17 protein-coding genes are annotated in these 16,268 nt (G+C 67.7%); 9 read left to right on the plus strand and 8 right to left on the minus strand.

Features of this window, described 5'->3' with window-relative positions; genetic code table 11:
* Positions 1-2: 2 nt before the first annotated feature.
* From LB518_RS09135 to LB518_RS09145, 3 genes are read right to left on the minus strand one after another with little or no spacing between them, the layout of a single operon-like run.
* Positions 3-266, minus strand: a complete 264-nt coding sequence (locus LB518_RS09135) for a DUF6111 family protein (RefSeq protein ID WP_224576293.1) — start codon at positions 264-266, stop codon at positions 3-5.
* 2 nt (positions 267-268) lie between these two features.
* Positions 269-898 carry a CoA pyrophosphatase gene (locus LB518_RS09140; protein ID WP_224576295.1) on the minus strand — a complete coding sequence of 210 codons (630 nt, stop codon included), beginning with the start codon at positions 896-898 and terminating at the stop codon, positions 269-271.
* Entirely contained in the window at positions 895-1,440 is a 546-nt protein-coding gene (locus LB518_RS09145; RefSeq protein WP_224576297.1) for a DUF1285 domain-containing protein, read from the minus strand. Before LB518_RS09145 ends, LB518_RS09140 begins: the two co-directional genes overlap by 4 nt.
* Before the next feature lie 180 nt (positions 1,441-1,620).
* On the opposite strand from LB518_RS09145, the gene LB518_RS09150 reads away from it, so the two are divergent.
* From LB518_RS09150 to LB518_RS09175, 6 genes are all read left to right on the plus strand, one after another.
* A complete protein-coding gene (locus tag LB518_RS09150; protein ID WP_224576299.1) occupies positions 1,621-2,637 on the plus strand; it encodes an AAA family ATPase in 1,017 nt (338 codons plus the stop codon).
* Positions 2,638-2,641: 4 nt separating this feature from the next.
* Positions 2,642-3,571 carry a DUF58 domain-containing protein gene (locus LB518_RS09155; protein WP_502845810.1) on the plus strand — a complete coding sequence of 310 codons (930 nt, stop codon included), beginning with the start codon at positions 2,642-2,644 and terminating at the stop codon, positions 3,569-3,571.
* Positions 3,571-6,393 carry a DUF4159 domain-containing protein gene (locus LB518_RS09160; RefSeq protein WP_224576301.1) on the plus strand — a complete coding sequence of 941 codons (2,823 nt, stop codon included), beginning with the start codon at positions 3,571-3,573 and terminating at the stop codon, positions 6,391-6,393. The genes LB518_RS09155 and LB518_RS09160 overlap by 1 nt, the downstream gene beginning before the upstream one ends.
* On the plus strand, positions 6,390-8,468 hold the full coding sequence (locus LB518_RS09165) for a hypothetical protein (protein WP_224576303.1): 2,079 nt from the start codon (positions 6,390-6,392) through the stop codon (positions 8,466-8,468). The genes LB518_RS09160 and LB518_RS09165 overlap by 4 nt, the downstream gene beginning before the upstream one ends.
* A gap of 95 nt (positions 8,469-8,563) precedes the next feature.
* Positions 8,564-8,917 carry an ArsR/SmtB family transcription factor gene (locus LB518_RS09170; protein WP_224576305.1) on the plus strand — a complete coding sequence of 118 codons (354 nt, stop codon included), beginning with the start codon at positions 8,564-8,566 and terminating at the stop codon, positions 8,915-8,917.
* Entirely contained in the window at positions 8,907-10,199 is a 1,293-nt protein-coding gene (locus tag LB518_RS09175) for an MFS transporter (protein ID WP_224576307.1), read from the plus strand. Before LB518_RS09170 ends, LB518_RS09175 begins: the two co-directional genes overlap by 11 nt.
* Here LB518_RS09175 and LB518_RS09180 read toward each other — a convergent pair.
* Positions 10,173-10,673, minus strand: coding sequence for a GNAT family N-acetyltransferase (locus LB518_RS09180; protein ID WP_224576309.1), 501 nt, complete (start codon positions 10,671-10,673; stop codon positions 10,173-10,175). The genes LB518_RS09175 and LB518_RS09180 overlap by 27 nt on opposite strands.
* A gap of 212 nt (positions 10,674-10,885) precedes the next feature.
* Positions 10,886-11,347, minus strand: coding sequence for an NUDIX domain-containing protein (locus tag LB518_RS09185; RefSeq protein ID WP_502845811.1), 462 nt, complete (start codon positions 11,345-11,347; stop codon positions 10,886-10,888).
* Between the two features lie 181 nt (positions 11,348-11,528).
* Here LB518_RS09185 and LB518_RS09190 point away from each other — a divergent pair, with 181 nt between their 5' ends.
* The gene (locus LB518_RS09190) at positions 11,529-12,425 is read left to right on the plus strand and encodes a metallophosphoesterase family protein (protein ID WP_224576311.1); all 897 of its coding nucleotides are present in this window, start codon (positions 11,529-11,531) and stop codon (positions 12,423-12,425) included.
* 22 nt (positions 12,426-12,447) lie between these two features.
* On the opposite strand, the gene LB518_RS09195 is transcribed toward LB518_RS09190, so the two are convergent.
* On the minus strand, positions 12,448-13,074 hold the full coding sequence (locus tag LB518_RS09195) for a hypothetical protein (RefSeq protein WP_224576313.1): 627 nt from the start codon (positions 13,072-13,074) through the stop codon (positions 12,448-12,450).
* 107 nt (positions 13,075-13,181) lie between these two features.
* Between LB518_RS09195 and LB518_RS09200 the strand changes: the two genes are divergently transcribed.
* Both LB518_RS09200 and LB518_RS09205 read left to right on the plus strand, forming a co-directional pair.
* Complete coding sequence (locus tag LB518_RS09200) at positions 13,182-13,658, plus strand: YbaK/EbsC family protein (protein ID WP_224576315.1); 477 nt, start codon at positions 13,182-13,184, stop codon at positions 13,656-13,658.
* Between the two features lie 99 nt (positions 13,659-13,757).
* The gene (locus LB518_RS09205; RefSeq protein ID WP_224576317.1) at positions 13,758-15,368 is read left to right on the plus strand and encodes a peptide ABC transporter substrate-binding protein; all 1,611 of its coding nucleotides are present in this window, start codon (positions 13,758-13,760) and stop codon (positions 15,366-15,368) included.
* Positions 15,369-15,431: 63 nt separating this feature from the next.
* Here LB518_RS09205 and LB518_RS09210 read toward each other — a convergent pair whose 3' ends face one another.
* Together LB518_RS09210 and LB518_RS09215 are read right to left on the minus strand one after the other, a co-directional pair.
* Positions 15,432-15,698: a YMGG-like glycine zipper-containing protein gene (locus tag LB518_RS09210; RefSeq protein ID WP_224576319.1), complete on the minus strand. Its 267-nt coding sequence runs from the start codon at positions 15,696-15,698 to the stop codon at positions 15,432-15,434.
* Positions 15,699-15,903: 205 nt separating this feature from the next.
* A complete protein-coding gene (locus LB518_RS09215; RefSeq protein WP_224577157.1) occupies positions 15,904-16,176 on the minus strand; it encodes a YMGG-like glycine zipper-containing protein in 273 nt (90 codons plus the stop codon).
* Between the last annotated feature and the right edge of the window lie 92 nt (positions 16,177-16,268).

The raw sequence follows: 16,268 nt of genomic DNA on the forward strand, positions 1-16,268 counted from the left end.
AGTTACTCGAAATTGCCGGGGATGAGGCGTCCGTTCTCGATCCGGGCGGGATGATAGACCCGGCCGGCATCACCGCCGGAAAACGAAACCAGCACAGCGATCGCGACCAGCATGGCCAAGGCTCCGACGCCGGCAAGGCGCAGCAGGACGATATTCGGCCAGGTCTCGCTGCCGGGCGCCGCGCCATGGCGTACGAAGCGCCACAGCCCATAAGCGAGGAAGGGCAGCAGGAAGCAGAGAATCGTGAAGCCGAGGAAACGCAGCATGGTCAGGCGAACACTCGCTCATAGAGCCCGCGGATGATCCCGGCGGTGATGCCCCAGATATAGTGTTCGTCATAGGGCATCTCGTAGAAGAAATGACGCGCGCCATCCCACTCGCGGCTGCCGCGGCGATGATTCTCGGGCGTCATCAGGAAAGCGAGCGGCACTTCGAACGCCGCCTCGACCTCATCGGGGTTCAATCTCAGCTGCAAAGCCGGGTCGACGCGGGCGACCACGGGCGTGATGTGGTAGCCGGTCGGCGCGATATAGGGATCGAGAAGGCCGAGAGGCTCGACGAGCCTTGGATCGAGCCCCACCTCCTCCTCGGCCTCGCGCATCGCCGCCTCTGCCACCCCGGCGTCGTCAGGATCGATCTGCCCGCCGGGAAACGAGATCTGGCCGGCATGCTTGCGCAGGCGCGTCGTCCGCTGCGTCATCAACACGGTCGGCGTTTCACGCGCCACGATCGGGATCAGCACCGCCGCCGCCTTGGGGCGGAAGCCATGCGGCGGATGGAATTCGGGATTGAGGACGCGCTCCGCAACGCCGCTGCCGGAGATCGGAATCAGCAGCCGCTGCACTCGCGAAAATACGCGGTCGGGCCGGAAACGATCATCTTCCACCACGACGGTCATGCGCTCTGAGCCGTCCCGGCCTCGTCGATGACGAAGAATTGACCTGATGACATCACGCCGAGCCGGCCCTCGCGCGTGATGGCGAGGTCGGCGAGCTCGGCGGCGACGGAACGCGTCAGCCTGGCTTCAAGACCCGAGCGAACAGTCACATAGGGCACGAAGGGTGCGTCCGGCCCGCCGCCGGGAATCCGCAGCGGATGGTCACGATCGAGCCTCACCGCCTCGCCGACATTGGTCACGAAGACCAGCTCCGGCGGATCGCATGTTTTAACCTCGACGAGATCGGTCGCCAGGAACGGGGCATCCTCAACTGTGATGGTGAGCTTTTCATGAGGCGTCACCAGAACATGGCTCCCATCCGCCTCGCGTCTGAGAACCGTGGCGAAGAGGCGCACCAGCGCGGCCCGCTCGATTCGCCCGCCCTCGTGATACCAGTCGCCATGGCGATCGATCCTTATGTCGATCGTGCCGCAAAGCGCCGGATTCCAGTGCTCGACCGGGGCCGGACGGAAGTCCGTCAGGAGGGTCTCGAGACGGTCCATTGCCGTCTGTCCGTGGCTTCCTTCCGTCATGGCCTTGGTTTCGCCTTGCTTTGACCCTGCCATGATCCGGCATTTCCCACGCGCCGGCGCTGGCGCCGGCGAACCGATCTGCGAAGATGCGTCTGCGGTGCTTCGCGCTTGACGCTCGCCGCAGCGACAACAGAAACTATATGGGCCGACATGAGCGCGTTCAATCAGACACACCTCGCCGACCCCGATCCTGCAGCCATCGTCGCCGAGGCGGATGCGGCGGTTGCCACCATCAAGGCGGCCCGCGCCGCGATCGGCCAGATGATCTATGGCCAGGAGCAGGTCGTCGAGCGCGTGATGGTCACGCTGCTCTCGGGCGGCCACGGCCTTCTTGTCGGCGTGCCAGGTCTCGCCAAGACCAAGCTCGTTGAAACGCTCGGAATCGTGCTCGGCCTCGACGAGCGCCGCGTCCAGTTCACGCCGGACCTGATGCCATCCGACATTCTCGGCTCCGAAGTGATGGACCAGGACGCCGAGGGTCGCCGCGCCTTCCGCTTCCTTAAGGGGCCGGTTTTCGCCCAGCTCCTGATGGCCGACGAGATCAACCGCGCCAGCCCGCGCACGCAGTCCGCTTTGCTGCAGGCGATGCAGGAATATCACGTCACCATCGCCGGCCAGCGCTACGATCTGCCGACGCCGTTTCATGTTCTCGCGACGCAGAACCCGCTCGAGCAGGAGGGCACCTATCCGCTCCCCGAGGCGCAGCTCGATCGCTTCCTGCTGCAGATCGACGTTCTCTATCCCGATATCGAGGCCGAGCGGCGCATGCTGTTCGAGACGACCGGAACCAGTGACGCCGTGGCGACACGCGTCATGACCGCCGAAGGTCTGCGCGACATCCAGCAGCTCGTCCGCCGCCTGCCGGTCGGGACCAGCGTCGTCGAGGCGATCCTCGATCTCGTTCGCTCGGCCCGCCCTGGCGCCACGGCCGACAAGAAGCTGGCCGATTCCATCGCCTGGGGTCCTGGGCCGCGTGCCAGCCAGGCGCTGATGCTCGCCGTGCGCGCCCGTGCGCTGATCGACGGCCGCTATGCACCGTCCATCGACGATGTGCTGGCGCTCGCCGAACCCGTGCTGCAGCATCGCATGAGCCTTTCCTTCGCGGCCCGCGCCGATGGCGAGACAGTGCGCGGCGTCATCGGCCGTCTGAAGTCGCGGATTGGATGAACGGGTGAGCGAGACCGCCGCCTCATACGACGCCGGCAAGGGACTGGGCGTCGGCGCGGGCCGATCGCTCGCCGAGGCGAAGAGCCTTGCCGACAGCCTGCCGGGCCTATTGGTCGAGGCGCGCCGTATCGCGACCACCGTGCTGGCCGGCTGGCATGGCCGCAGGCGCGCCGGGCCGGGCGAGACGTTCTGGCAGTTTCGCCCCTTCGTCGCCGGCGAGGCACCGGGCCGTATCGACTGGCGCCGCTCGGCGCGTGACGAGCATCTCTATGTGCGCGAGCGTGAATGGGAGGCGGCGCACACGATCTGGCTCTCCGCCGACCTGTCGCAATCCATGGACTTCCGCTCCAAGCTCGCCACCGTCTCGAAGCGCGATCGCGCCGTCGTGCTTCTCTTGGCGCTGGCCGAACTGCTGGCAGGCGCCGGCGAACGCATCGGGCTGCTCGGGATTGGCGATCCGGTCCTCGCGCGCAACGCCGCCGAACGCCTTGCCGAAACGCTGGCGCTTCGCGGCGGCGGCGCGACAGGCCTGCCCGATACACGCCGACTGACACGGTTTTCCGATCTGGTGCTGATTGGCGACATGCTCGATCCGCTGGCCGAGATCGAGTCGAAATTCGCCGAGTTCTCCCGCGCCGGCGCGACGGTCCATCTGGTCGAGATCCGCGATCCGGTCGAAGAGACGTTTCCCTATGCCGGTCGCGCCGAATTTCGCGATCCAGAATCCGGCGCCGTCTATCTGGCCGGCCGCGCGGAGCAGCTCGCGGAGGACTATCGCCGCCATCTCGCGGCGCGGCGCGACCATCTCGCCGCCACCTGTCGTCGCATGGGCTGGACCTATCTCCTGCATCGAACAGACCGCCCGGCGACGGAGCCGCTGCTGGCCCTGCACGCCCGCCTTTCCGACCGGTCGCTGGCCGGAGGCGCTGTCTGATGGGCGGCCTGCCGCTCGCATTTGGCGCGCCGCTCGTTCTTGGCGCGCTCGTGCTGCTGCCGGCAATCTGGTGGCTGCTCAAGCTGACGCCGCCGCGACCGCGCATCGAGACCTTTCCGCCGACCCGCATCCTCGCCGAAATCGTGCCGAAGGACGAACAACCGGCACGCAGCCCCTGGTGGCTGACCGCACTGCGATTGCTGCTGGCGGCTCTCGTCATTTTTGCGCTGGCCGCGCCGATCTGGCGTCCGGTCGGCGAAACCGCGCCGGGCGACGGACCGCTGCTGCTGGTGCTCGACAATGATTGGGCCGCCGCGCGCGACTGGCCGGCCCGGATCGACACCGCGAAGCGCATCGCAGCGCTCGCCGAACGCGGCGGCCGCGCCGTGACGCTGATCGCCACCGCCGAGCCGCCCAACCAGGAATTCGCCCCGACCGATGCCCGCTCGGTCGGCGCCAAGCTTGATGCGCTGCAGCCACGTCCGTTTGGCGCCAACCGCGCCGCGATTGCGGCCGCCATGGAGCCAGGCCTTTCCGAGCGGCCGTTCGGCGGCGTCGTGTGGCTGACCAGCGGCCTCGGCGGCAGCGACGCCGAGGACTTTGCCCGCTTCCTGAATGACAGCGTGAAGGCGCCGACCTCCGTCTATGAAGGCGATGGCAAGACCCTCATCGGCCTGACGCCGCCAACCGCGGGAACCGATGCGCTGACGCTGCCCGTCATCCGCAGTGACGGGCGCCTTCCAGGCGGCGGCATCGTCGAAGCGCGCGACCTGAAAGGCCGCTCCATCGGCACGGCGCCGTTCACCTTCAAGCCCGGCGAGACCAAAGCCGACGCGGCCTTCGACCTGCCGGCCGAGCTTCGCAACGAGATCGTGCGCGTCGAGATTGCCGGCAGCGCCACGGCGGGCGCGGTGCAATTGCTCGACGACCGGTTCAAGCGCCGCCGCATCGGCATCGTGTCAGGTGCCTCGAGCGACAACGCGCAGCCTCTGCTGTCGCCGCGCTACTATATCGCGCGCGCGGTCCAGCCCTTTGCCGACGTGATCGAGCCGCGCGACGCCAATGCCGCCACCGCGATTCCGCAGCTTATCGACGCTGGTGCGGCCATCATTGTCTTGGCCGATATCGGCACGCTGACGCCCGATATCGAGCAGCGGCTGAGAAAATGGGGCGAGGATGGCGGCACATTGCTGCGCTTCGCCGGCCCACGCCTTGCCGCCGCGACGGCGGACGAGAACACACTGGTACCCGTGCGGCTGCGCGAGGGCGGCCGCGTCCTCGGCGGCAGCCTGTCCTGGTCGAGTCCGCAGCCGCTCGCCTCCTTCTCGGAAAATGGTCCCTTCGCGGGCATGCCCGTCCCGGCCGACGTCACCGTAAATCGCCAGGTGCTGGCCGAGCCCGATGCCAATCTCGCGTCGCGGACCTGGGCGGCGCTGGCCGATGGTACACCGCTCGTCACCGCCGGACGCCTCGGCAAGGGCTGGCTCGTCCTGTTCCATGTCACCGCCGATACGAGCTGGTCCAACCTTCCGCTTTCGGGCAGCTTCGTCGACATGCTCCGCCGCATCGCCGCCTTCTCGACCGTCCCGCTGGCCGCCGCCGACGCGCAGCCCGTCGAGGGCACGGCTGGCGGCGTCATGCTGCCGCCCTGGCGCCTGCTCGATGGATTCGGCCGCAGCGCCGCGACCGACCCCTTCGCGCGGCCACTGGCGGCGACCGCCGAGAATGTGACGCCGAATCGCGATCATCCGCCCGGCCTCTATGGCACCGACGATGCGTTCCGCGCGGTGAACCTCCTGCGTGACGGTGCGGCGCTGCCCGCCTTCGACGCCTCTCTCGTCAGCGGAGCCGCGGTGCAGCCCTATCCGACCACGGCACCGACCGATCTGTCGCCCTTCCTGCTTCTCGCCGCGCTTGCCTGCCTGATCGCCGATGCGCTCGCCGTGCTGTGGCTGAATGGCGGGCTGCGTCTCCGCCGTGCCGCGCCGGCCGCGATCGTCCTGCTCGCCCTTTTGGCCGCAGCCGCGCCAAGGCCCGCCGAGGCAGATGCGGCTTCAGACCAGTTTGCGATGGATGCGGTCAATGCGACGCGCCTTGCCTATGTCATCACCGGCAATGCCGCGATCGACGAGGTCAGCAAGGCGGGCCTTTCGGGCCTGTCGCACGAGCTCGCCAATCGGACTGCGCTCGAGCCGAGCGACCCGATCGGCGTCGACATCGCCAAGGATGAACTGGCCTTCTTCCCGCTGCTCTACTGGCCGATCGATCCCAGTTCGCCGATGCCGTCCTCGGAGACGCTGGCGCGGATCGACGCCTATATGAAGCAGGGCGGCTCGATCCTGTTCGATACCCGGGATGAACTTGCCCGTCCGCCCGGAACGGATGGCTTCGGCGGCACGCCCGAAGCGGAGCGGCTGCGCACGATGCTGGCCGGGCTGGACATTCCGCCGCTGGAGCCGGTTCCCGGCAACCACGTCCTCACAAAGGCCTTCTATCTTCTCGCCGATTTTCCGGGCCGCTATTCCGGCGGCCCGCTCTGGGTTGAGGCCTCGGCCGCCGGCGAGGATCCCGCCGACGCGGCCGACCGGCCCGTCCGGCCGGGCGACGGTGTCTCGTCGATCCTCATCACCGAGAACGACCTGGCCGGCGCCTGGGCGACCGATCCGGATGGCCGCTATCTCTACCCGACCGTGCCGCCCGATCCGCGCCAGCGCGAGATGGCCTATCGCACCGGCATCAACATCGTGATGTACACGCTGACGGGCAACTACAAGGCAGACCAGGTGCATGTCCCGGCGCTGCTTGAAAGGCTCGGCCAGTGAACTGGTCCTTGACCTTCACGCCGCTAGTCCCGCTGCCTGTCCTGGCGGTGCTTGCTGCGATCGGCCTCCTCGCTATCGCGCCGCTTCTCGTGCGCCGGACGCGCGGCGCGCTGCTGCGCCTCCTCGCGCTAGCGGCGCTGGTGATGGCGCTCGCCGGCCCGATCCTGCTCGAGGAACAGCGCCAGTCGCTCCCGACCGTCGTCGCCATGGTCGTCGACAAGACCGCGAGCCAATCGCTGTCCGACCGGGCAGCCCAGACCGAAGCGATGCGTGCCGAGCTTGCGAAGCGTTTCGGAGACCTGCGCGACATCGAATTGCGCACCGTCGAGGTCGGCGGCAAGGCGGGTGGCGCGCCGGTCGACGGGACCGAGCTTTTCAAGGCGGTCCAGGCCGAGCTTGCCGATGTGGCGCCGGAACGGATCGGCGCCGTCGTGATGCTCACCGACGGTCAGGTGCATGACGTCCCCGCCAATCCGTCCGAAACGCTCGGCAGCGCGCCGCTGCACGCGCTGATTTCCGGCCGCGCCAATGAGATCGACCGCCAGCTCGCGATCCGCTCGGCGCCGCGCTTCGGCATAGTCGGCGAGAAGCAGGTCATCGATTACAGCGTCATCGACAGCGGCACGACATCGGCGGCGCCGGTCAAGGTCACCATCTCGCGCGACGGCGAGCCGATCGCGACCGAACTGGTCGTGCCCGGCGCCAGCAACCGCTTCGAGATCGAGGTCGCCCATGCCGGGCAGAACATCTACGAATTCGAGGCCGAGCCGCTCGCCGGCGAGCTGACCCCCGTCAACAACCGCGCAGCGGCGGTCGTCGACGGCATTCGCGAGAACCTCCGAGTCCTGCTCGTCTCCGGCGAACCGCATGCCGGCGAACGCATCTGGCGCAACCTCCTGAAATCGGACGCCTCGGTCGATCTCGTCCATTTCACCATCCTGAGGCCGCCGGAAAAGCAGGATGGAACGCCGATCGACGAGCTGTCGCTGATCGCCTTCCCGACCCGCGAGCTGTTTTCGGTCAAGATCGACCAGTTCGACCTGATCATCTTCGATCGCTACGCCCAGCAGGGCGTGCTGCCGGTGCTCTACTTCGACAACATCGCCCGCTATGTCCGCGACGGCGGCGCGCTTCTCGTCGCGTCCGGCCCGGACTATGCCTCCGACAGCAGCCTCTATACGACGCCGCTGGCCGATGTTCTGCCGGCGGCACCGACCGGACGTGTCATCGAGAAGCCGTTCACGCCCGAGGTGACGGATCTCGGCAAGCGTCATCCGGTAACGCGCGGACTTGAGGGCGGCGACACAACGCCGCCGCATTGGAGCCGCTGGTTCCGCCAGATCGAGACCGACAAGCCGACCGGCGAGGTCATCATGAAGGGCGCCGACGGCGATCCGCTGCTGGTGCTCGACCGCGAGGACAAGGGCCGCGTCGCGCTGCTGCTCTCCGACCAGGTCTGGCTCTGGGCGCGCGGCTATGAAGGCGGCGGGCCGCATGTTGACCTGCTGCGCCGCCTGGCGCATTGGCTGATGAAGGAGCCCGACCTCGAGGAAGAGGCGCTGCGGGCCAGCGCAACGGGCGGCATGCTGCATATCGAGCGGCAGACCATGCAGGATAGCGCAGGGCCCGTGACGACGATTTCGCCCTCCGGCAAGCGCGGCACGGTCACGCTCAACGCCGATGGGCCGGGCCTCTTCCGCGCCGATCTGGCAGCGGACGAGATCGGTCTGTGGCGGGTCGAGGACGGCCAGCACCGCGCCTTCGCGCTGGTCGGACCGGCCAATCCGCGCGAATTCCAGGATGTGCGTTCGACCCTCGACAAGCTGCAGCCGGTCGCCACGGCCTCCGGCGGCCACATCGCCCGCATGGCCGACGCGAGCGGCAAGCTGGAGGTGCCGCGCGTCGTTCCGGTTCGATCGGGACGCGCCGTCTCGGGGCGCGACTGGATCGGCGTGCGCATGACGGAGGCCTCGCTCTTGACCGGCGTCGACCGATTGCCCCTGTTTACGGGCTTTCTTGGCCTCGCCATCCTGCTTGGGCTTGCCGCCGCGACCTGGTATCGCGAAGGCCGCTGACCCCCCAATCATCAAAGAAATACCACGCGCCTCTGGTGCGGGCGTGGCGATTCCGCTATTTATATCTCAATATTCATTGAGATATTGAAATGACGATGGACGAACCTCGCGCGCTGGATGCCTTTGCCGCTCTCTCGCAGGAAACGCGGCTTAAAATGGTGCGGGTTCTGGTCCAGGCGGGCACAGACGGCATGGCGGCGGGCGCCATTGGCGACGCGGTCGAGGCCTCCTCGTCAAGTGCGTCCTTTCATCTCGCTCATCTCGAACGCGCCGGCCTCGTTCGGTCGCGCCGCGAGTCCCGCTCGATCATCTACAGCGCCGACTATGCCGCCCTTTCCGGTCTCGCCGAATTCCTGATGCGCGATTGCTGCCAGGGCCATCCGGCAATCTGCACGCCGGCGCCGCAGACGAGACAGACCGCCACGGGCTCGCCGCGCCGTGACCTCTAGTGAGGCGCAATCCCGCGCGCGGCTGACGACCATCGCTGCGCTCGGCGTCACGCAGATCTTCGCCTGGGGCGCCACCTATTATCTGCCGGCGGTGATCGCCCGGCCGATCGCCGCGGACACCGGCTGGCCGCTGTCGCATGTCATGGCAGGCCTTTCGGTCGGGCTGTTCGCTTCCGGCATTGTGTCGCCGCGCATCGGCCGGTTCGTCCGCGACCATGGTGGCCGGCATGTCCTCCTGATCGGCGTGATGCTGCTCGCGGCGGGGCTGGCGCTGCTCGGCCTCGCCACCTCGGAGGCGATGTTCTTCCTCGCCTGGCTCGTGCTCGGCTGCGGCATGGGCGCGACGCTCTATGACGCCGCCTTCGCCACGCTGGGCCGCTATTACGGCTATGAGGCGCGCAGCGCCATCACCGCCCTGACGCTGTTCGGCGGCTTTGCGAGCACCATCTGCTGGCCGCTCAGCGCGTTCCTGCTCGAACGATGGGGCTGGCGCGCCACGTGCTTCGTTTATGCGGGGCTGCAACTCGGCCTGTCGCTGCCGCTGCTGTGGCGCTTCCTCCCTGAGGTCGCGCGCGCCTTGCCCTTGAACGGCTCGCCCGGCCCGGCCCGGCGCGATGCTCCCGACGCTCGGCCCGGCCCTGAATTCATCATCCTCGCGGTGATTTTGACGCTGGGTGGCACCATCGCGACGACGATCTCCGTCCACCTGCTCGCGATCCTCGGCGCGCACGATGTCGCCCTCGCCGCCGCGGTGGCGCTCGGTGCGTTGATCGGCCCGTCTCAGGTCGGCGCCCGCCTCTTCGATATGGTCGTCGGCAAGCATCTGCCGGCGATCGCCACCCTTGCCATCGCCACGGTACTGATCGCGATCGGCGTCCTCGCCCTCGCGTCGGGCTTTCCGATCTTCGCGCTGGCCCTGATGCTCTATGGCGCCGGCAACGGCATCTGGTCGATCGCGCGCGGCGCGCTGCCGCTCGCGCTGTTCGGGCCGAACCTCTTCCCGGTCCTGATGGGGCGCCTCGCCATGCCGACCCTTCTTGCGCAAAGCCTGGCGCCGCCGATGACTGCGCTCGTCATCGAGCGCTTCGGCGCGCTGCCCCTGGTCACGGTTCTCGCGGCGGCGGCGATCATCAATGTCGGTCTGGTCGGTCTGCTGTGGCGGGTGGCGCGGGTTCGATCACAGGCGGCGGCCCGGAGCGTTCCGGACGAGGTCAGCGTCTCCTCGCTGGAGGAAGGCCTCGGCAATAGCCTCGCATCAGAGAGCGCGCCGCGCGGCGCCTGACAATCCCTCGATAGCGCCCTCGACCAGAGGGCAGACCAGGACGCGCGCCGGATCGGCCGGCGCCGGCAGGGTGATGCTGTAGGGCGGAACGCGGACAAAGCCGAAGGGGCCGTAATAGGGCTCGTCGCCGACAAGCAGCACAACCTGGTGTCCGGCCTCCCGCGCGGCCGCGAGCGAGGTCCGCATCAGCGATTTGCCGGCGCCCCTGCCCTTCCAGCCGTCGACCACGGCGAGCGGCCCGAGCAGGATTGCCGGCCGCGCGCCGATCACGATCGGCGTCAGACGCACCGATCCGATGAGATCGGGCCCGGTCGTCGCGACGAAGGAAAGGGCCGGATCATGCGGCACGCCCTCGCGCAGCAGCGAGGCGGCACGTGAAAAGCGCCCCGGGCCGAATGACGCCTCATGCAAGGCTTCGATGGCGCCGTCGTCGGTCGGCCGCTCGGCCTGGACCGTGAAACTGTCGATCTTCATGGAAAGTGGCTCTCGTCGGAGGGCGCGGTATCCGACGGAGGCCGCCAATCAGGCGTGGCAGGTCCGGCAGACGAACAGGCAAGCGGCGTCGCGCGACGGGGTGTCGCGGCCGTCGCTTCGTCGTCGCAGGGAAAGCCTCGCAGCCATCAGCGGTTCCACTCGTGAGCCGGAAACGCGCATATCACGCGCCGGCCGCGCTCGTAAAGCGCCAATCACCAGAACGGGTCGACCGCTTCACCGTGCAGGATCTCGGCGAGCCGCCGCCGCGTCGCTGGCGTCGAGTCATCCGGCAGCGCGGCGGGGTCGAAGAAACCGGCCTCGGCGATCTCGCGATTGGGATAATGCGGCGGGTTCGGCCGGCCGAAATCGCGGCTGACATAGACCAGCACATGATCACGCACGCGCCGGCGATTGTGATAGATGCCGAACAGCGCCGGCTCGCCTTCGAGCACGATGCCGCCTTCCTCGCGCAGCTCACGGCCAAGCGCCTCGATCGCCGTCTCCCGCCTCTCGATGCCGCCGCCGGGCAGATACCACCCGGGCATATAGCTGTGGCGGACCAGGAAGACGCGGCCGTCGGCATCGATGCAACAACCCCGCACGCCGAGCGTCATGCCGCGCGTCAGCGGCGCGACCGTTCCGGCGAGACGGGCCAAGGCGGAGAAAACGGGCAAGCGATCTGTCCTCGAAAGAAGGATGTGGTCGGCGGGAAGGATGGCGCAGTTCAGCCGTCCCTGCCAGCGGCGATCGCAGGCGTTTCAGGGAGCGCTTTCGCGGCGCATGCGTTGGGACAAGTCGGCGCGGTCGCCCCGGCGCGCTTTCGCCGATCCCGGAAAGGCTCTAATCGATACGACGATGTTCGTTCTTGCCCACCTTTCCGATCCGCATCTCGGCCCCCTGCCCCGGATCCGCGCCCGTGAACTCGCCTCGAAGCGCGTGCTCGGCTACGTCAACTGGCGGCGCGGCCGCATGCATGCGCTGGCCGGGCCCGTTCTCGCGGGGCTGCTCGACGATCTCATCGCGCACCGGCCTGATCACATCGCGGTCACCGGCGATCTCGTCAATATCGGCCTGCCCGGCGAGATCATCGCGGCGCGCGAGTGGCTCGAGGCTTTCGGTCCACCCCATCACATCTCTGTCGTGCCAGGCAATCACGACGCCTATGTGCCCGGTGTCCTGCGCAAGGCGCTTACCGCCTGGGCTCCCTATCTGACCGGCGACGGTCATTCGCATCCGGGCGCTGTGCGGTTTCCCTATTATCGCCGGCGCGGCAATGTCGCGCTGATCGGCATGTCGAGCGCCCGCGCATCGGCTCCCTTCATGGCCACAGGCCATGTCGATAGCGCCACGTTGCCGACATTGCGCGACGAACTCACGCGGGCCGGCAAGGAAGGCCTCTTCCGCGTCGTGATGATCCATCATCCGCCAACGCCGAATGCCACCCCATGGCACAAGCGCCTCGTCGGTTCGGGCCGTGTGCGCGCCGTCATCCGCGAGGCAGGCGCTGAACTCGTGCTGCATGGCCACACCCATCTCGACAGCCTGGTCGAGATCGAAGGTCGCGATGGGCCGGTGCCGGTGATTGGCGTTCCCTCGGCGTCAAACGCGCCCGGCGGCCCAAAGCCGGCCGGGCGTTACAACCTGTTTTCGATCGATGGGGCGCCCGGCGCCTGGCGCTGCCTGATGACGGAGCGCGGCTATACGGGCCCCGGCTCAGTGGTCGGCACGATCCGCGAGCGCAAGCTGCGCTGACGGCAGCCAGACAGGCGCATGCTCAGCCGACATGCACCCAGGCATAGGCGAGCAATGCCGCCACGCCGACAAGGAGGCCGCCCAGAAAGGCCGACACGATCCAGCCGGGATGCACGCGTGAACGCGGCGCAGCCGGCTCGACGGTTTCGGGCGACTTCCGCAGCAGCGCCGACCGCTTGTCGGTCTTCACCGGCGTGTCGTCCTGGCGCTGGATGCGGTCGGCGAGCCAATCCGCCTCGAGTGCCCGCTCGCGCTCGATGATCCGCTCGGCGACATATTGCGTGACACAATCGGCCATGTCGTCGAGATCGGCCGTCTCGAGAATCACCGTGCGGCCGAGCCGCGTATCCTTGACGAACCGATAGGTCCGGCGGTCGCGGCCCATCAGGACCATCGACGTCATGTCGATCCAGAAGCGCGGCTGGCTGCCGCCCGAGATCTGGAACACGAACTGCTCGTCGCCTTCGGGCACTTCCGCGAAGACGGTGCGGAGTTCGTCGGCCAGCATGTCGAGGCGCGCACGCTCCGCCTCGCGCAGCTCGACGACGACGTCGGTGCGCTCGGATTCCGCGACGCGAACCTTGCGGATTGCGTCGGTCAGGTTACGCACGTTCGACGTGGTGCCGCTCCGCCCGCTCGTGTCATTCATCGCTTGCTCCGAATTGACGCGAAGTTGTTTAGACTCCGTTTAGCAAATTTGGTCACACGACGCATCATCCATCCGCCGTTTGGCGAGCAGGAGGCTTCAATCCGACGATGACCGAGATCAACGGACCCGCATCCCGCGTGAAGGGCGCCGCCGAATCCTTCGGCTTATCCGTGATTCCCCGGATTATGCCCGAGAAGACCCGCACAGCGGAAGAGGCGGCGGCCGCCTGCGGCTGTTCAGTGGATGAAATCGTGAAATCGCTGGTGTTTCGCGGTGCGCAATCCGGCAAGGGCGTGCTCCTGCTCGTTTCGGGCGCCAATCGCGTGGACGAGGAAAAGGTGGCCGGCCCGCTCGGCGAACCGATCATGCGGCCGGATGCGGCCTTCGTGCGCGCGCTCACCGGTTTTGCCATCGGCGGCATCCCGCCCTTCGGCCATGCAACGCCGCTGCCGACCTATATCGACCGCGACCTCCTGGCGCATCAGACTGTCTGGGCCGCAGCTGGCACGCCGCACGCCGTCTTCGCCATCGATCCAAAGGCGCTCGCCGATGCGATCGGCGCCATCATCATCGACGTCAGATAACGCCCGCCGCGCATGGGTCCGAGGCGCCGCCGCAGCGTCTCGCGCCTCGCGGCGACGTGGGCTCCATCCAGCGGTCGCGCATCGGGAGACATTGAGGACATGCAGCATCGCTTCAAGGAGCCGGATGGTTCGACATGGCGGATTGGCGGCGCATTCGCCGCGGCGCTGCTCTTGGGCGGAACTCTCGCTCCGCCAGCCATGGCCGCGACAGTGCTGAAACGTGGGCTTGTCGGACCTGTCACCATCCTCGACCCGCAAAAGGCGGCGACGACAAGCGAAACGGCGCTGCTGCTCGATCTCTTCGAGGGGCTCGTCACGCGCGACGCCGCGGGCAAGATCGCGCCGGGCGTCGCCAGCAGTTGGACGGTCAGCCCCGACGGCCTCGCCTATACCTTTACGCTGCGCGACGGCGCCCGCTGGTCAAATGGCGATGTCGTCAAGGCCGCCGATTTCGTCGCTTCGTTCCGCCGTCTGTTCGATCCGGCCACCGAGGCGACCGACGATGGTCCCTTGCAGGCGATTGCCAATGCCAGCGCCGTCAAATCGGGCGCCGCCAAGCCGGATACGCTCGGCGTCACAGCGAATGACGAGAAAACGCTGACGATCCGGCTCGATCGGGTAACACCGACCTTCCTGGAAAGACTGGCCGCGCCGGTGGCGTTGCCGGTCAATGTCACAGCCGGCAGGAAGCTCGGCACGGACTACGCTTCGGGCGCGAAACTCATCTCGAACGGCGCCTATATGCTGGGAACCACCGGCGCCCGCACTGGCTATGTGCTGGCGCGCAACCCACGCTGGAACGGGGCGGACACACCGGCGATCGACAGCGTCATCTATCGCCCGTTCGACGGGGCCGCGTCCTGCGTCACCGCCTTCCGGGCGGGCGAGGTCGATATCTGCCCTGACGTCCCGACCGAGAACCTTTCAGATCTGAAGGCCGAGTTTGGCGACGCGCTGCATGTCTCTCCCTATGCCGGAACCTACTTCTACGTCGTCAATCAGCGGAAAAAGCCGTTCGACGACCCCCGCATCCGCCGCGCGCTGAGCCTTGCTGTCGACCGGAATGCACTGGCCGCCAAGGCATGGTCCGGCGGCATGCTGCCGGCCGATGATCTCGTTCCAGCTGGATTGGCGCCGACCGACCCTGCTCCGGCTCCCCCGCTCGCCGCGCGGCGCGACGAGGCGCGCAGCCTCATTGCCGCTGCTGGCTTCGGACCCGGCAAACCGCCGCTGAAGCTTGCGATCCGGGTCGGCAGCGGCATGGCTCATGAAGCGACGGCCGACCTTGTCATCGATGACTGGAAGACAATCGGCGTCGACGGCCGTGTCGTGAGCGAAACGGACGGATCGCATTTCGCAGCGCTGCGGGACGGTGCGGATTTCGACCTCGCCTGGTCCGGATGGATCGCCGACGAGCCGAATGCCCTTGCGATGCTGGACATCCTGAAAAGCGATAGCCGTTTCAACTATGGCCGCTACGCGAACCGCGAATTCGATCGGCTCATCGCCTCAGCCGACATCGAGACCGATCCCGAGAAGCGCAAGGCCGCGCTCGCCGACGCGGACAGGCTGGTTGCGACCGACGCTCCGGTCATCCCGCTTCTGTCCTATGCGGCGCTCGGTCTCGTCTCGCCGAAGGTCAAAGGCTGGACCGACAACCTCGTCGACCAGCATCCTTCGCGGCTCCTAGGCCTCGCCGATACAGATTGATCGGCGCCAACGAAAAAGGCCCGGATCCGATCCGGGCCTTCTCAGCTGAATGTCCGCTCTGCCTTAGCGGCAGGGCACGTAGTGACGCTGGCCATAGCTGTCGCGCCAATAGCAGCGCTTGCTCGCTGCATCGGCGATGACCGCACCACCGATCGCGCCGACACCGGCACCGATCGCTGCGCTCTGCACATTGCCGCCGGCGATCCCGCCAACCGCCGCGCCCGCCAATCCGCCGACGACCGCGCCGTCGCCCGCAGGGGAACCGGTCGAACAGCCGGCAAGGGCTGCGCCCGCGAGCGTCACGGCAACGATGAGAATGGATGGCTTCATCTCGAAATCTCCTCTCGGCACGGCACGGTCTCGGCCGCCTTCGCGGACCAAATGCCTGAGGAGGGGATTCCGTTCCGTCCTTTTTTGACCGCCCGGATCTCGACCCGTACCGCATCGAGCCCGCCCGGCCGGCGATATCGGGGGCGGCCTTGAAACAAAAACGGCCGGGCATAGGCCCGGCCGCTTCAAATCCAACCGCGCCTGATCAGCGGCAGGCGGTGTAGTGCTTGCGACCCTGCTGGTCGACCCAGTAGCACTTGCCGGTCGCATCAGCGATGATCGCGCCGCCGATGGCGCCGACGCCAGCGCCGATCGCCGCGCCGCCCCAGGTGCCCGTGGCAAGGCCGCCAACCGCTGCACCGGCAAGACCGCCGACAACCGCGCCATCGCCGGCGCGCGAGCCAGTGGTCGGCGTATTGCAGCCTGCGAGCAGCGCGCCGAACAGCGCAACCGAGACGAGGGTCGTGACCTTCTTCATTCTGTGGTCCTCCTTGGACGATCGGCCAGGCCATACCCGGCTTCCGGCTTTGCAGCCATATTGAACACCCGTTGTCGGAAACAGACCCTTAC

Origin of the sequence: Mesorhizobium sp. BR1-1-16 (assembly GCF_020165495.1) — a bacterium.
Lineage (GTDB): Bacteria > Pseudomonadota > Alphaproteobacteria > Rhizobiales > Kaistiaceae > Kaistia.

What these genes read in the sequence shown, in the direction of transcription:
- LB518_RS09195 (WP_224576313.1), bottom strand. Translation starts at nt 13,074, where the DNA reads ATGAATGACACGAGCGGGCGGAGCGGCACCACGTCGAACGTGCGTAAC.
- LB518_RS09150 (WP_224576299.1), top strand. Translation starts at nt 1,621, where the DNA reads ATGAGCGCGTTCAATCAGACACACCTCGCCGACCCCGATCCTGCAGCC.
- LB518_RS09145 (WP_224576297.1), bottom strand. Translation starts at nt 1,440, where the DNA reads ATGGACCGTCTCGAGACCCTCCTGACGGACTTCCGTCCGGCCCCGGTC.
- LB518_RS09210 (WP_224576319.1), bottom strand. Translation starts at nt 15,698, where the DNA reads ATGAAGCCATCCATTCTCATCGTTGCCGTGACGCTCGCGGGCGCAGCC.
- LB518_RS09170 (WP_224576305.1), top strand. Translation starts at nt 8,564, where the DNA reads ATGGACGAACCTCGCGCGCTGGATGCCTTTGCCGCTCTCTCGCAGGAA.
- LB518_RS09205 (WP_224576317.1), top strand. Translation starts at nt 13,758, where the DNA reads ATGCAGCATCGCTTCAAGGAGCCGGATGGTTCGACATGGCGGATTGGC.
- LB518_RS09200 (WP_224576315.1), top strand. Translation starts at nt 13,182, where the DNA reads ATGACCGAGATCAACGGACCCGCATCCCGCGTGAAGGGCGCCGCCGAA.
- LB518_RS09160 (WP_224576301.1), top strand. Translation starts at nt 3,571, where the DNA reads ATGGGCGGCCTGCCGCTCGCATTTGGCGCGCCGCTCGTTCTTGGCGCG.
- LB518_RS09190 (WP_224576311.1), top strand. Translation starts at nt 11,529, where the DNA reads ATGTTCGTTCTTGCCCACCTTTCCGATCCGCATCTCGGCCCCCTGCCC.
- LB518_RS09140 (WP_224576295.1), bottom strand. Translation starts at nt 898, where the DNA reads ATGACCGTCGTGGTGGAAGATGATCGTTTCCGGCCCGACCGCGTATTT.
- LB518_RS09180 (WP_224576309.1), bottom strand. Translation starts at nt 10,673, where the DNA reads ATGAAGATCGACAGTTTCACGGTCCAGGCCGAGCGGCCGACCGACGAC.
- LB518_RS09135 (WP_224576293.1), bottom strand. Translation starts at nt 266, where the DNA reads ATGCTGCGTTTCCTCGGCTTCACGATTCTCTGCTTCCTGCTGCCCTTC.
- LB518_RS09215 (WP_224577157.1), bottom strand. Translation starts at nt 16,176, where the DNA reads ATGAAGAAGGTCACGACCCTCGTCTCGGTTGCGCTGTTCGGCGCGCTG.